The following is a 13,393-nucleotide window of genomic DNA, read 5'->3' as shown; positions in this document are numbered from 1 at the left end:
TCTGGTTCTATTCTTCACTTTATATTTCGGCGGAAGTATTTTCGCAGAAGAACAAAAGGATCCATTTAAGGAATCCGTTCTTTCCAAAGGAAGATCCCAATCCAGAGCTATATCCGAGATCAAATCCAAGAATCGTTTGGATCTTGTAAAAGAACTTCCCAAAATTATTTCAGAACCGGATGCGAGAGAAGATAGTATCTTTGCTTCCTTGGCACTTTTTTCCGAGTTAGAGGACTTGGACTCTCTTGCTCCAAGCTGGGCGAACGAACTCGATATCGTTTTTAAAACCACCCGAAATACAGAGATCCAAACTAGGATCTTAGAACTTGCAGATCGTAAAAAAGAAAAAAGACTGATCTATGCAGTCATTGCAGGTCTTACTCATACTGATTTTGAAGTGAGACAATCTTCTTATAGATATGTGCAAGGGATTAAGGATGACAGAGCGATGCCTCATGTTCTGGATCTTGCAGTTTCCAATAATCCGGTATATAGGGAATATTTTTTAGAATCTGCTATCTGGATCAAAGACGAAAGGGTCCAAAATCTGATAGGTAAATTCGCTACAGATGATATTCCTGCTCTTAGAAGAAGATTTTTTACAGTATTAAATAAGAATAATATTCCTGATAATCGAGGAAATATTCCCAGAATGGCGGCTGCAGATCCTGATGAAGATGTTCGCCTTCACGGTTTAGAGATCCTAAAGAATAGGAAAAGCAGGCAGTATATTTCTCTTTTTTACAAAGGGATTACCGAGCCGAATCCTGATCTTAGGAAAATTTGTACGGAAGCATTATTCTATCTGAATGATAAACAAGGTGCCAAATCAGTTTCTGAACAATTGGTAAAGGAAACCGTTCCGGGATTAAAAGCAAGATTGATCGATCTACTTTTGGAACTTGGTGCTCATGGTGGTGGCCAGGGATTACTTACTGTTTTGGATGTGGATAAGGATCCGGGTCTACGTTCTCGCGCCGCAGAAGTGATGGGAAAGCTGGGATTCAATCCTGGAACTAGCGAGCTCAAACGTATTTTTGAAAAAGAAAAAGTAAACGAGGTTAAACTTTCTCTCTTAAAAGCATTAGGGGAATTGAAAGACAAAACTTCTGTCCCAGCTTTGATCTCTTTTGCTTCTAATAATAAAAAAGAATATCTTCCTCTTCGTTTACAAGCGATCGATACAGTTCGGATCATAGGTGATCCTGAATGTTTACCTGCATTATTCGATGCTTATGTGATAGAAAAAACTCCTGAAGTGAAATCCGAAATGGAAAAAGCTGTCCGGGAGATCATTTCTATCAAGGTTTCTAAGTAAATTTGAAGAATTTCCACACTAAGCCGCTAAGGTAAGAAGAAATTTTATAAAAAGTACGCGCTCTTTTGACTCAACTTTACCTGGTTATTAAGAGGTAAGCCATGGAGTCAGAGCACATTGAACAAACAGCAAAAGAGATCGTGGATGCCGCGATTTCGGTCCACAAAAATTTAGGCCCCGGATTATTGGAATCGGTTTATGAAACAATACTTTTTCGGGAACTTCGAAAAAGAGGATTACGAGTAGTTTCTCAAAAGTCTGTAACATTTGAATATGAAGGAGTAGTTTTTCAGGATGTGTTTCGGGCAGATTTATTTGTCGAAGATTGTATTATCGTTGAGCTGAAATCTGTCGAAAGAACTCAACCTGTTCACCTGAAGCAAGTTCTTACATATTTAAGGTTAATGGATCTGCGAATAGGGTTTTTGTTAAATTTCGGAACGGCTTTTATGAGGGAAGGTATCTTTAGAATTGCAAATCGTCATACAGAAGTTGAAATGCAAGAATAGTACCTTCTTACCTTGGCGCCTTTGCGTGAGCCAAAATGATTTCTATATAATTTCCACGCGAAGTCGCAAAGAGGAGAAGATATTTGCTTTCTGACAAATATAATAGAAAACTAAAAAAAGCAATGAAATTCCTTTTCTTTTTTATTTTACTAACCGCTTCCTGTAAAACCACTTTAGAGCGCAAATATCTGGTAAACGACTCCTGGGATAAAAAAGAAGGAAGAGCAGAACGATCCGAAAGAGAAAGAGTTGCGTATGATGTTCGGGTTTGGGAAGTCAGAGGGGAAATTTTAAAAAAGATATTAGAAGATCCTAATAATAATACTACTGTATCAAAATCTAAAGAAAGTCTATTGGAATCAGATCTGGGTTGGGACCCGAAAGGTAAACGGGTATTCTTGGTAGATATTCGTGCTAATACGATTTATCGTCCTGTGGATACTTTAGGAGAGATCGGGATCCGTTTAGGAGAATGTGAAGGTAAAGATAAGATAGAATTTCCTTACACATACTATTTTTTCCAGGTAGAGGATGGTGGGGGAAAGGACGGTAAAAACCAGATCACAAAATACAAGTTCGAAAATTCTAAACCTTCTTCTTCTCCAACAAAGTTAAAACATAAGAATTCTTATGAAGAAGAAACTAAAAAAGTGTTAGCTGCGTTTCCCGAATCCTGTTTTCAAAAAGGTTCGAATCCACTGGAAGTTCAGATCTTGAGTTTCGAACTTTTTATTTTTAGGTTCATGTTTGATTATTGAAGCTGAGTGTTGGAATTCCAACATCTCAATCAAATATATTGTTTCAGATACTCTTTGCCTTTTAAGTGACTCGGATATAGGATCGGAAATTCAATACCGGTGCGTTTTCTCTTTCTGCGATACGCTTTACTAGAATCAGTATAAACTTCATATTCTGATTCAACTCTAAACAAAAGTTTTTCCCAAAATAGGAAATGATTGTCTATAAACTCCTGTCTTACGTCTTTTGCTCTGGAAGTTAGAGGGCATTTGGTTTGGAATTCTTGCATAAATACTAATCCAACTAAAACTCCTCTCGTGTCTAAATACGGCTCTAAAGGAAAAGTCCTACAACTGATCGAGCGATTCTCTCTTTCACAATGAGCCACGCCTTTACATTCACAAAATGTAATTTTCCTATGATCATATACGGCGAATTCTTTTTTTTCTTCTCTTGTCATCGGAACATATGCTTTCCATAAGTCGGTTCTTTTGGATAACATTTCGTATTCCGCTTTGTATAATGCAGGAAGTGCGTTGTCCGCTTGGCAACATACCGGAATTCCACCGTTGGAAGGAGCGCATAAACTTCCACAGTTATATTCCGTGACTTCTTCTTGAAGTAGCGTATAATAATATTGTATTTCGTCTTCTGTTAAGGCTTTAGGGTCCGATGTCCGAGACTTCTTCATTCTGTTCTATTTCTCTTTTTTTCTCTCTCAGTGAGATCACTCTTTCCAGATAAAATACTCGGAACAGTGTATATGCTGTTCCCATAAACGTACAGGAAAACAAGAGTCCCCATCTACGATAGAAAAGGTCTGCGCTTGTGGAGAGCCAGCCGTTTTTTTGAAATACTACAAAAACGAGAGAAGAAAGTACTAATGCGGAAAAGCAAGCCAGTATAAAATATACTGTAGCTCTGAAGATCCAGAGTTTATCTTCTCTTTCGTACTTTAACATTAGGAATTGTTTGTATAGCCTTTCGTATTCCTTAGGTGTGGAAATTTTTTGGACTTCGAAATATTGTTCGAATTCTTCCGGCACTCCTTCCGGGTCTGGAAGCACCAATTCATAATCTAAGGAAGAATCATAACGTTTTCGTCTTGCCGGATCCGATAGATGGTAGTATGCCTCTGCGCCTTCTCTTAATTCCGCGTCTTTCCAAGGCACCCAAGAATGTTCTTTTAGAGTTTGTACATATCGATGAAAAGCATCTTCCACAGCTTGGGGAGAGGCGTCTCTGGAAAGGCCAAATAATACATAATAGTCAGTTTTACGACTGAGTCCTGTTCCGAATCGATTCATCTTGTTTGTCTTTGGAAGAATTCTGATTATGATCCGATCCTGGCAGGAAAGGAAACTTTTTTTTAAGGTTTCGAGCGGGTTGACAGGGTCTTTCCTTCTCCAAAACTGGACCTATGAGCGTGCTTGAAGTAGAAAAAAAGGCCGGTAAGGTTTATATAGAGACCTATGGCTGTCAGATGAATGAATACGATTCGGGTATCGTGTCAAGTTTGATGCAAGGCGCTCAGTTTGAGACAGTTTCCGATCCGGAACTTTCAGACGTTATCTTCTTAAATACATGTGCAATCCGTGAAAATGCTCATGCAAAAATTTATGCCAGGCTCCAAGGTCTTGGGTATTTGAAAAAAAGAAATCCGGACCTGGTTATTGGAGTCCTCGGATGTATGGCCCAGAATTTGGGAGACGATCTTTTTCATCAGGAACTTCCTTTGGACTTGGTTGTTGGTCCTGATAATTATAGGACTCTTCCTGAACTTATCCAAACAATTCGCTCCGACAAACAACCTGTTTCTTTAACACGTCTTTCTAAGATCGAAACTTATGATGAGATAGAGCCTAGGGTTGTGAACGGCATCCAGGCATTCGTCACGATCATGAGGGGTTGTAATAATTTCTGCACATTCTGCGTGGTCCCATATACAAGAGGAAGAGAAAGAAGTAGAGATCCTCATTCTATCGTAAGAGAAACCCGTGATCTAGTTGCACAAGGTGTAAAACAACTCACTTTACTCGGGCAGAATGTAAACTCTTATAAGTCAGAAGGTGTCGACTTCGCAGGGCTTGTTCGACTTCTATTAGAAGAAACTGATATAGAAAGAATTCGTTTTACTTCTCCTCACCCTAAAGATTTCCCGATGCATCTTTTGGAACTTATGGCGGAAAATCCTAGGTTCTGTCCTAATATTCATCTTCCATTACAGTCCGGAAATACAGATGTACTTGAGAATATGAAAAGGACTTATTCCAAAGAGGAATTTTTGGAAGTAGTGGATCAGATCAAAACAATCGTTCCGAATGTTGGACTTACAACAGATATTATCGTAGGATTCCCCGGTGAAACGGAAGAACAATTCGAAGATACTTTGGACATGGTCCGAAAAGTAGGCTTCGATATGGCATTCATGTTTAAGTATTCCGAGAGAGAAGGTACTATTGCCCAGAAAAGATATCCGGACGATGTACCTGAAGAAGTAAAAGGAGAACGCCTTACCAAGTTAGTCGATCTTCAGACTTCTATTTCTGCGGAGCAGAATAAAGCGAGAATCGGAAAAATTTTTCCGATCTTGGTAGAAGGCGCTTCTAAAAAATCCTCTAAAGAAGCTTGCGGTCGTACTCCTTGCGGAAGAATGACTGTTTTCAAATTACCAGAGAATGTTAATGTAGAGTCCCTGATCGGAAAAACCGTATCCGTTAAGATCAATTTTGCTACTAGCGCTACTCTCAAAGGAGAGGTGATAGAGTGAAGAAGAACTCCCGTGCTTCGGGAGGCGATTCCTCTCCTAAGAAAAAAAAGTCCGAAGCAGTTCATCGGGCTGATACCAAAGGTTTTGGAACGGAGGCTGCTGGAAAAGTAGCAGAAGGAAAAGACTTACGCTCTGTAAGGGTGCATAGTGTTGCGGACCTTCCCCCTGGTTTTTTTGTTCATACTGATAGAGAGAAATTCTGGAGATGGCTTCCTATCTTGGATCGTTATATTCTCTCTGAAATTATTCCTTCTTTCTTAGTAGCACTTCTATTTTTCACAAGTATCTATATGGCCATCGCGCTTAAAAGTATGATCGGTCTTTTTGTGGGGAAAGGCGTGGATCCTTTCCGACTTCTGGATTATTTCGGATATCTGTTGGGAAATATTCTTCCTACGACTGCACCCCTTGCTTGTCTGATGAGTGGTGTGATGGCAGCAGGAAGACTTTCAGGCGATTCAGAGATTACTGCGATACGTTCTGCCGGTATAGGATTTTCCCGGATTTATGTGGTATTTGTTGGGTTTGGGATATTCTTAGCTGCTATAGTCGCGTATCTCTGCTTCTACCTTTCTCCCATTAATACCAGAAAAATGACCGAATTCAATAAATGGGTTTTAGCTTATAATCCTCTTCTTGCATTAACCCCTGGGCAATTCGCAGGAGACCAAGTGCAGAATGCCGGCTCAGAAAAAGCGATCGCGATGTATACGGAAGGTGTGAACGCGAAAACAGGAGAACTTTCCGGAGTCCAAATCCGAGAATGGACAGTATTTATACCACAAAACCAAGATCCGTTCCTTCTATCCTTGGGTGCAGCGAGTCGTCCTGTTCAATTAGGAGAATCTTATATTACACAAATCATATCCGCTAAAAAAGGAACGTTAGTGGAGAAGAAGGGGCCTGATGGTGAGTTCGAAAAATCCATCCGGCTGAAAGATGCATGGATATTAGAATGGGATAGAGCCAAGCAGCAATTTTCAGTCGGAGATCTTCGAAAAGGGGAGATGGATTATAATATTCCAAAGACGGAAGAGAAAAAAAGTCTAGTCATCAATGTGGATCCTGGTTCTTTCACTCTTCTGACCCTGATCGATATCAGAAATAATATCAAAGCAGGAAGATTGGAAAGGATCCCTGGACTTGAAATTTTGCAAGAGATGGGAATTCCTTCGGATGGATCTGAAAATCTGAAAGATAGAGTTTTACGGCTTCAAATGGAGCTGCCAAAAATAATGAGCGACCCTACAATCTCGGATGCTCAGAAATCTCAGAGTGTTACTATCGTTCTTCAGCTGACTACTTTATTAAAAGAGGCTAAAAAAAGAGTCTCTCAATTTGACGTGGAGATCCAGAGAAGATACGCGATCCCAGTCTCTTGTATTATTTTTTCCTTGGTATCCTTACCTTTGGGTCTTGTAGTAAAACGTTCCGGAAAAGGAATGAGTTTCACAATGGCTGTGGTTTTGATCATTGTGTATTGGGCACTTTTCACATTTGGATCGAATATTTCTGAAAATTCCAAATTTCCGGTTTGGCTTGGACCTTGGAGTGGAAACATCGCGATTGCCATCATTGGTTCAGTTGTTATGTTAAAACGAACCGATATGCGTTTTCCGCCCGCTGTAGTAAATTTCTTTCAAATCCTTGCGAAGTTCTTTTCCCCCGTTGCCCGCGTTTTTGCCCGGATGGAAGGACCCCTTTATTCCCTAAAAACAAAATTGACAGAGGGACTCAAAAAATTATCCTTATGGAGAAATCGAGAAAATCGATACTGATTTCCGTTTTTTAGAAGGACGGGATCGGCTTTCGACGTCTTATCTATGGCGTCGAGTAAGGGGGAGAGTCGGCTTTGAAAACCGCGAATATTTGGCACATAACTTCCGGAGCTGAATTCCCCGTACATATATGGAAACATCCGAGAATTAATATCGAACTGCGTAAGGTTCAGTTAAAGGACTACAGATCGATAGAATTAGATGCCCAGGACATCAATGTATTCTATGTGAATACTAACTTGAAAGAATGGTCGGAGATTAAGGATGATTTCCTTAAACGTTTTGAACTACATCCATTCGTTGCTCTTACTATTATCTCCTCTCCCGAGGCGGAAGAAATTTACAATAAACTTTCTCCTAAAGGTAAAACTGAAGTTTTAGAATATCCGGTTCAGCCAAGATCTTTAAGGATCATTTTGGATAGAGTGATCCAGACTGAGTTTTTCAAAATGGTTGCTAACGAGATCGGGAATAGTTGTCTCGCAAACGTAGGATTTTTCGAAGGAGTTTTCGAACTTGCTAATAAAGAGTATAAAGATACTCATAAGGCGAACGCAGCTCTTCATGCGATCCTTGAGTTCGAAGCAAAGATCAAAAAGAACAACGAAGATATCAATAAAGCAATTGAGAGAGTGAATGAGCTCAAGAACCAAGAGCTTTTGACTCTTCACGAAAGATTAAAAGTTTCCGAAATCATAGATAATCTCAAAACAATGGAATTAAAACATGCGCTTGAGCTGAAAAAAGCCACAGAAAGAGCCTTGGAATATTCCAGTATTGAAGAGATTGAAATGAAAAATATCCTCGAAGCTCATACAAAATTGTTCGAATACACTGAGCAAGAGATCAAAGATCTGGTTGAGGAAAACAAACGTCTTAGAAAAGAACTAGGACTTCCAGAGAATAATTAGAATTAAGTGTTGGAACTCCTACATGGTTTAGGAGTTCGCCCCCACCCTGCATTGGGAGGGGGGAGTGGCCCGTGGGAGCGCCTTTTCGGCCTACCACATTTCCCCAAAACTTACAACAGAATTTTCTATTACTAACTCTTGTTGGAATTCCAACAAACGTACACGTGATCAAGATGTAGGAGTTCCTACATGAGCTATACCTTTACTCTCTTGCAAACAATTCCAAAACTTTTTTGAATTCGTAAGAGTTTCTCCCGTATGCTTTTTCTGCATATAGGATCCCATGTTTTTTTCTTCTATCTTTATAATAATCCATACCTTCGGGATGTCCTGATTTCTTAGCTGAAAGATATAGTCTTTCGTAACAATGAGATAGAATACGATGAGGTTCCGCTTCGTCGTTAAACTTTGGATCCAATGAAATATACTTCTCCAAAAACTCCGCGGATTGGTTGAAGTTTTTTAAAGCATATTGGTGTTTTATAAATTCTCTATATACTCCGGCTTGCAATTCAAGGAAAGATTCAGATTTTCTAATATTAGGATTCGCGATCTTATCTAGATTTTTCATCGCCAGGGAAAGATTTTTGACCGAATCCAATCTTGCCTTAGTGAGTTCTCTATTCCAAACTCTTTCTGCGTTTTCCAGTCTAGTCTTTCTTTGCCAAGGGAATCTTTCCGAATCTAAGACCTTACCTTCTTCTTTTTCCCTTTTTGATTTAATACTATCGGAAACTTTTCTGAAACCATCCAAGGCCGCCGAGAAGTATTCTTCGGTCTTTTCTAAAGCCTGTTTTGAGTTTCCTTCCGAAAAATCTCCTAAGAGATCTATGTCCTTAAATTCGTTGGGGTCGTCGCTCCATGGCCCCTCTTTTGCAGATTCAGGGATCAGGATCTCCAGCTTTTTGGGGCGATCATGTGGATCTTCTTGGGAAAATAGATACGAGGACGAGGCGATCAATGCAAATAAGAACAAAGATCTTAAGCATGAAAGCTTAACGAGTTTCATTAACACTAAGATCGGGATACCGCTTCGAGAGATAAACCATAAAATGGTTTCATTCGGAAAGCCTTCCGACGAATTTGATTTAGGAGCAGAATATGCAAAGCCCCGAAGTCCCGAAAACGAAACGTATCGTCCTCATCGCGCATGATAATAAAAAAGAAGATCTAGTGGAATGGGTGCAACTTCACAAAGAGGTACTTTCCAAACATCATCTTTATGCCACAGGCACTACAGGAAAGATCGTCCATGAAAAGACTGATCTGCCTGTTCATAGATTTTTGTCCGGACCACTTGGAGGGGACCAGCAGATCGGAGCAAAGATCGTAGATGGAGAGATAGATGTGGTCATCTTCTTTTGGGATCCGCTGACAGCTCAACCGCATGATCCGGATGTTAAAGCTCTTTTAAGGATAGCAGTACTTTATAATATTCCGATTGCGAATAATAGAAGGTCCGCTGATTATTTAATTTCTTCGGACCTTCTTGCAAGTTCTTATAAAAAGACCACAATCGATTATAATACAGGACTTCCAATCTACTGAGTTATTTACCTTCTTCCGTAAATGCAGCCCTGTATGCTTCCGGAGGGCAGGTCAGGTAACTGCAAGAATAAGAATCTGAAGAAACCTGGGTCCAAGTCCCTAATTCTACCAACTCATCACAGGAAATCTTATAAGAATTAGATTTACCTTCACCGGAAGGAATGCCTGCGCAGGAAAAAACAGGGATCTGTTTATAGCAGGAACAATTTCCTTCAAAGGCTCTCGTATCCGAGCAATAAACACAATCGGATCTTTGATTTCCATTCAATGCCGCTGAAATCAATGATTGATTTTGATAGTCCTCCTTCTCCTTCTTTGTTTGCGGATCAAAAGTGCAGGAAACGAATAATAATATTATAAATGTATGAAGTGTGAGATATTTGAAATTCATAAAATTCCTCATTCAGTGATCAAGGTAAAAGGGATCGTTGTTTTGAAAGTGATATTGGTCCCTGGATTTAACGCGTATTCCTTATAACGGCTTAGATGATTCACATACTCTTTATCGAATATGTTTAGAACAGCAACGTCGAAGGTTGCAGATTCGGTTCCATTCGTTAATCCAGGAATTTCTCCACCGAAGCCAAGATCGTATAAATTATAACCTTGGGTCGGAGTTTCCAGCTTATCCACCTTATACTGAGATTGGACAAACGTACCGTTTAAGGAAATATAGGGTTTTGAAATTCCAAATAGTTTATCCGTAGTAAATCTAAGACCCAAACGAGCGCGGTTTGGGGTCATCCTTGGAAGATACTTGTTTCTAATATCAGAATATACTGAATTAGGATCGGTGCCTCCAGGATTCAGGGCGATTTCCGGTGGAATATTTTTTTCGATGGTGGCTCTTAATATATCTATGCCACCAGTAAGGACTAACCACGAAGTCGCTTGAGCTTGGAAGCTGAATTCTCCCCCTTCTAATTTTGCAGCATCCTGCCTGTATCTATAAACAGGAAGGCCCGAATCAGAATCAATGGCACCTGCACTTACTGAATAAATATAATTATCTATCTTATTTCTAAAAACGCTCAGCTCTGCTTGGAATTTATCGTTAGCAAAACGAACCGAAGCATCATAGTTCAAAGAAGTTTCCGGCCTTAAACTATCTTTACCTATCTCGAATCTACCGCTTCCTTCATGAACACCATTAGCATATAATTCGAAAGGAGTTGGAGCCCTAAATCCTCTACCTGCGTTCAAGGCCAAAGAGAAATCTTTTGCAAATCTCCAAACTGTTCCGAGACTTCCTGTGCTTGCAGAATAATTTCTGGTCTGTTCTAAATTTCCCAGATCTGCGTTAGCTCTGATATCCATACTTCTTTTATCAGTTCGAGCTCCGGCAGAAAAACTGAAGTCCCCCAATTTCCATTCTTCGAATAAGAAAAATCCAATATTGCTTAATCCATAACCTGGGATCAAAGGTTCGGTTCCAATTGTATTACTCCTTTGCTGCATACCGGAGATACCAACAGTGCCTTTTAAGCCTTTCCATTCTTTGTGATGGACCTTCGCATCCGCAGTAGTGGTATCTAATGAAAGATTTAAACCCTGTTTATAATCATATTTATTCACTTGATAGGCAGAAGCTGCTTTGGTGAAAGAATCGATAGAAGGATCCAGTAAAGCATCCTTGATCGGCATATATCTATTCTTATCTTCAATTTCTCTTCGATTGTTTCTCTGATAAGCTGCATCCAATTCCACATTCACAAAAGGAAGAATGAAGAATGCATGCACATGAGTTTTCTGATGAAGAACAGTTTGGTATGCGCTTGCACCAGGAGATTCATTTGGATTATCGTATAAGTCCTGCTCTTGGTATCTCTGGAAAGAATCTACGTAGAAATTTCCCCAAGAGCCATCCGTTCCTAAAGAAGCATTTACGTTTCTTTCATGAAAACCTGTATTAGGAAGAGTTCCTTTTGGAGTAGTGATCCTACCTGCCTTTCGAGTATCCGTCTGCACTCTATAGCCAAAGTTGGTATCCTTATGATAGCCAAAAAGAGAGATCGCACCTGCATCTTGTTTGTTATTTGAAAAACTATTTGTTGAGATTGTTCCGCCTAGAAGAGGAGCCCCGTCTTTTGCAGTAGGTGCCTTAGAGCGGATCACATTAATTACACCACCTAAAGCATCCGATCCATAAAGAACAGATCCTGGTCCTCTTACAATCTCCATCTTATCTACGTTAAATGCATCTAAGTCGACAGTATGATCGTCTCCGAATTGTTGCTCTTCTTGTCTTACTCCATCGGTCATAACTAAAACTCTTTGACCTGTTAAACCCCGAATTACAGGTTTTGAAGTCCCGGCACCAGTGGTTAAGGTTGCAGTTCCGGGAGTATTTTCTAAGGCGGACATAACATTCTGCCCTCTTAATCTTTGCAATTGTCTCCCTTCTAAAACCGTAGTAGGTTGTGGAGTAGATAAGAAATCAGAAGCTATAGTTTTGGCGGTAACATTGATCGCAATACCTTCTAAAAGAGAAGGTTTTAAGACAATATCCAAAACTTTATCCAGATCCTTCACTTCGAATCTTTCTGTTTTGAGTTCATAGTTTGGAGCAGAAACAACTAACGTATAATTTCCCGGAGAAACATGTTGAAATTCGAAACTACCGTCCTTACCGGATCTGGATACGAATTTGTTCTCCGTCAGGAAAAGTTTGGCGCCCGAGATGGGTCGGCCTTCCGAATCTTTAAGGATACCTCGAACGTTTACATCAAGGGAAAAAACTTCTGAAAAAGGCAAAAATATGCCTATAAGAACAGGTAATAAATTAAATTTATATAATATACTTTTCATTCTTCCTAAACTCCGGACCTCTTAGGGTCGGGTTCTTCATTTACAAAATAAATTCAAAACGGATCGCAAATGCAAAGCCGCCGAAAACAGTAGATGCAGATAGATTAGGAGAAATAAGGAGGGGCACGCCCTCTCAAAATACCCGATTCGGAGATTTGAGCAGGGATAAGATCGAAAATTATAAATTCATTATATTCTAGAACAGGTTGTTCTGATTTCTGCTCTTGAACAATGTCCGCTCCGGCATTAATTTGAGTGTGGATGCAGAGGAAGCAGTTTTCAGAAGAAATTTTTGGAGAATGTTTGGAAAATATCCCCTTTTCGGATATATCCAAATGAGAGTGGGTACTTGTAAGCAAGAGTCCGCCACAAAACGCGAACAACGCAAAGAGGGATTTAAGCCCTTTTTTTTGCCTTCTTACCAAAGGTCCCATTTTTTCAATAATGATAAATCGTTATTAATAAGCAAGTTATTTTTTTGCCTGTCTCCTTTATAAAGCCTGGGAAGTCCCCACTCGAAGTCAGGGTTGGGACGCTTTTACTTTCCCGCAGAACTCGGTCCTATAATCACAACCGATCTGACTTGCAGTAATTTTATGCCTAGTTTGGAATTCATTCTTCATGATTTTTTCGAGTAGGAATTCAAACAGGAAATGATTCGCATACCAAGGAGGAATACATGTGATCCTGTCTTCTAAGATAGAAGAATTCTGACCGGTTTGAATAAAGATATGTTCGTGTTTAAATTTTGCAAAAGGGCCAGATTCTTGGACATCTACAAAACGTTTTTCTGGATCTAATTCAGTATGCAAGGCTACCCAACGGAAAAAAATTCCGGGAAAAACTTTCACTTTGACAATTGCTTTTGAGCCAGGTTCTAAAGATGGAGGAGCAGAAATTACTTTTGCTTTATTAGAAGAACCTACTAGAGAAGAAAATCCGTCCGGGCCGGCATGAAATCCGAATAATTCGGAAACCTTACAATCGAATTCAGAACGACATATGAATATCAT

13 protein-coding genes are annotated in these 13,393 nt (G+C 39.7%); 7 read left to right on the top strand and 6 right to left on the bottom strand.

Going from position 1 to position 13,393, the window contains the following annotated elements; genetic code table 11:
- Position 1 precedes the first annotated feature (1 nt).
- The 3 genes from EHO65_RS06500 (at position 2) to EHO65_RS06490 (ending at position 2,585) form a co-directional block, all read left to right on the top strand.
- Positions 2-1,318: a HEAT repeat domain-containing protein gene (locus EHO65_RS06500; protein WP_425269333.1), complete on the top strand. Its 1,317-nt coding sequence runs from the start codon at positions 2-4 to the stop codon at positions 1,316-1,318.
- A 101-nt stretch (positions 1,319-1,419) separates the two neighbouring features.
- Entirely contained in the window at positions 1,420-1,827 is a 408-nt protein-coding gene (locus tag EHO65_RS06495; protein ID WP_135773319.1) for a GxxExxY protein, read from the top strand.
- A gap of 122 nt (positions 1,828-1,949) precedes the next feature.
- Positions 1,950-2,585: a hypothetical protein gene (locus tag EHO65_RS06490; RefSeq protein WP_135773318.1), complete on the top strand. Its 636-nt coding sequence runs from the start codon at positions 1,950-1,952 to the stop codon at positions 2,583-2,585.
- A 29-nt stretch (positions 2,586-2,614) separates the two neighbouring features.
- On the opposite strand, the gene EHO65_RS06485 is transcribed toward EHO65_RS06490, so the two are convergent.
- Together EHO65_RS06485 and EHO65_RS06480 are read right to left on the bottom strand one after the other, a co-directional pair.
- The gene (locus EHO65_RS06485) at positions 2,615-3,256 is read right to left on the bottom strand and encodes a hypothetical protein (protein ID WP_135773317.1); all 642 of its coding nucleotides are present in this window, start codon (positions 3,254-3,256) and stop codon (positions 2,615-2,617) included.
- Positions 3,228-3,872, bottom strand: coding sequence for a J domain-containing protein (locus EHO65_RS06480; protein WP_135773316.1), 645 nt, complete (start codon positions 3,870-3,872; stop codon positions 3,228-3,230). The genes EHO65_RS06485 and EHO65_RS06480 overlap by 29 nt, the downstream gene beginning before the upstream one ends.
- Positions 3,873-3,985: 113 nt before the next feature.
- Between EHO65_RS06480 and miaB the strand changes: the two genes are divergently transcribed.
- The 3 genes from miaB to EHO65_RS06465 all read left to right on the top strand — a co-directional run bounded on the left by miaB (position 3,986) and on the right by EHO65_RS06465 (position 8,024).
- Positions 3,986-5,335 (top strand): tRNA (N6-isopentenyl adenosine(37)-C2)-methylthiotransferase MiaB, encoded by a 1,350-nt coding sequence (gene miaB / locus EHO65_RS06475; protein ID WP_135773315.1) that lies wholly within the window; start codon positions 3,986-3,988, stop codon positions 5,333-5,335.
- Entirely contained in the window at positions 5,332-7,113 is a 1,782-nt protein-coding gene (locus EHO65_RS06470; RefSeq protein WP_135773314.1) for an LptF/LptG family permease, read from the top strand. Before miaB ends, EHO65_RS06470 begins: the two co-directional genes overlap by 4 nt.
- A 74-nt stretch (positions 7,114-7,187) precedes the next feature.
- Positions 7,188-8,024, top strand: a complete 837-nt coding sequence (locus EHO65_RS06465; protein ID WP_135773313.1) for a hypothetical protein — start codon at positions 7,188-7,190, stop codon at positions 8,022-8,024.
- Positions 8,025-8,226: 202 nt separating this feature from the next.
- Here the strand turns inward: EHO65_RS06465 and EHO65_RS06460 are convergent, their stop codons facing one another.
- Positions 8,227-9,033, bottom strand: coding sequence for an FcpA-related putative periplasmic flagellar protein (locus EHO65_RS06460; RefSeq protein WP_135773312.1), 807 nt, complete (start codon positions 9,031-9,033; stop codon positions 8,227-8,229).
- 92 nt (positions 9,034-9,125) lie between these two features.
- Here EHO65_RS06460 and EHO65_RS06455 point away from each other — a divergent pair, with 92 nt between their 5' ends.
- Positions 9,126-9,572 carry a methylglyoxal synthase gene (locus tag EHO65_RS06455; RefSeq protein WP_135773311.1) on the top strand — a complete coding sequence of 149 codons (447 nt, stop codon included), beginning with the start codon at positions 9,126-9,128 and terminating at the stop codon, positions 9,570-9,572.
- A 1-nt stretch (position 9,573) separates the two neighbouring features.
- On the opposite strand, the gene EHO65_RS06450 is transcribed toward EHO65_RS06455, so the two are convergent.
- From EHO65_RS06450 to EHO65_RS06435, 3 genes are all read right to left on the bottom strand, one after another.
- Complete coding sequence (locus EHO65_RS06450; RefSeq protein ID WP_135773310.1) at positions 9,574-9,963, bottom strand: hypothetical protein; 390 nt, start codon at positions 9,961-9,963, stop codon at positions 9,574-9,576.
- Positions 9,964-9,971: 8 nt separating this feature from the next.
- A complete protein-coding gene (locus EHO65_RS06445) occupies positions 9,972-12,380 on the bottom strand; it encodes a TonB-dependent receptor (RefSeq protein ID WP_135773309.1) in 2,409 nt (802 codons plus the stop codon).
- Positions 12,381-12,901: 521 nt separating this feature from the next.
- Positions 12,902-13,393, bottom strand: coding sequence for an SRPBCC family protein (locus EHO65_RS06435; protein ID WP_135773307.1), 492 nt, complete (start codon positions 13,391-13,393; stop codon positions 12,902-12,904).

The sequence above is a fragment of the Leptospira andrefontaineae genome (assembly GCF_004770105.1).
Classification (GTDB): domain Bacteria; phylum Spirochaetota; class Leptospiria; order Leptospirales; family Leptospiraceae; genus Leptospira_B; species Leptospira_B andrefontaineae.
This window is presented reverse-complemented; position numbering and strand designations above follow the sequence as displayed.

Excerpts from the sequence above, each read along its gene's own strand:
- miaB (WP_135773315.1), top strand. The coding sequence starts at position 3,986 with ATGAGCGTGCTTGAAGTAGAAAAAAAGGCCGGTAAGGTTTATATAGAG.
- EHO65_RS06460 (WP_135773312.1), bottom strand. The coding sequence starts at position 9,033 with ATGAAACTCGTTAAGCTTTCATGCTTAAGATCTTTGTTCTTATTTGCA.
- EHO65_RS06435 (WP_135773307.1), bottom strand. The coding sequence starts at position 13,393 with ATGATATTCATATGTCGTTCTGAATTCGATTGTAAGGTTTCCGAATTA.
- EHO65_RS06485 (WP_135773317.1), bottom strand. The coding sequence starts at position 3,256 with ATGAAGAAGTCTCGGACATCGGACCCTAAAGCCTTAACAGAAGACGAA.
- EHO65_RS06445 (WP_135773309.1), bottom strand. The coding sequence starts at position 12,380 with ATGAAAAGTATATTATATAAATTTAATTTATTACCTGTTCTTATAGGC.
- EHO65_RS06455 (WP_135773311.1), top strand. The coding sequence starts at position 9,126 with ATGCAAAGCCCCGAAGTCCCGAAAACGAAACGTATCGTCCTCATCGCG.
- EHO65_RS06450 (WP_135773310.1), bottom strand. The coding sequence starts at position 9,963 with ATGAATTTCAAATATCTCACACTTCATACATTTATAATATTATTATTC.
- EHO65_RS06495 (WP_135773319.1), top strand. The coding sequence starts at position 1,420 with ATGGAGTCAGAGCACATTGAACAAACAGCAAAAGAGATCGTGGATGCC.
- EHO65_RS06490 (WP_135773318.1), top strand. The coding sequence starts at position 1,950 with ATGAAATTCCTTTTCTTTTTTATTTTACTAACCGCTTCCTGTAAAACC.
- EHO65_RS06480 (WP_135773316.1), bottom strand. The coding sequence starts at position 3,872 with ATGAATCGATTCGGAACAGGACTCAGTCGTAAAACTGACTATTATGTA.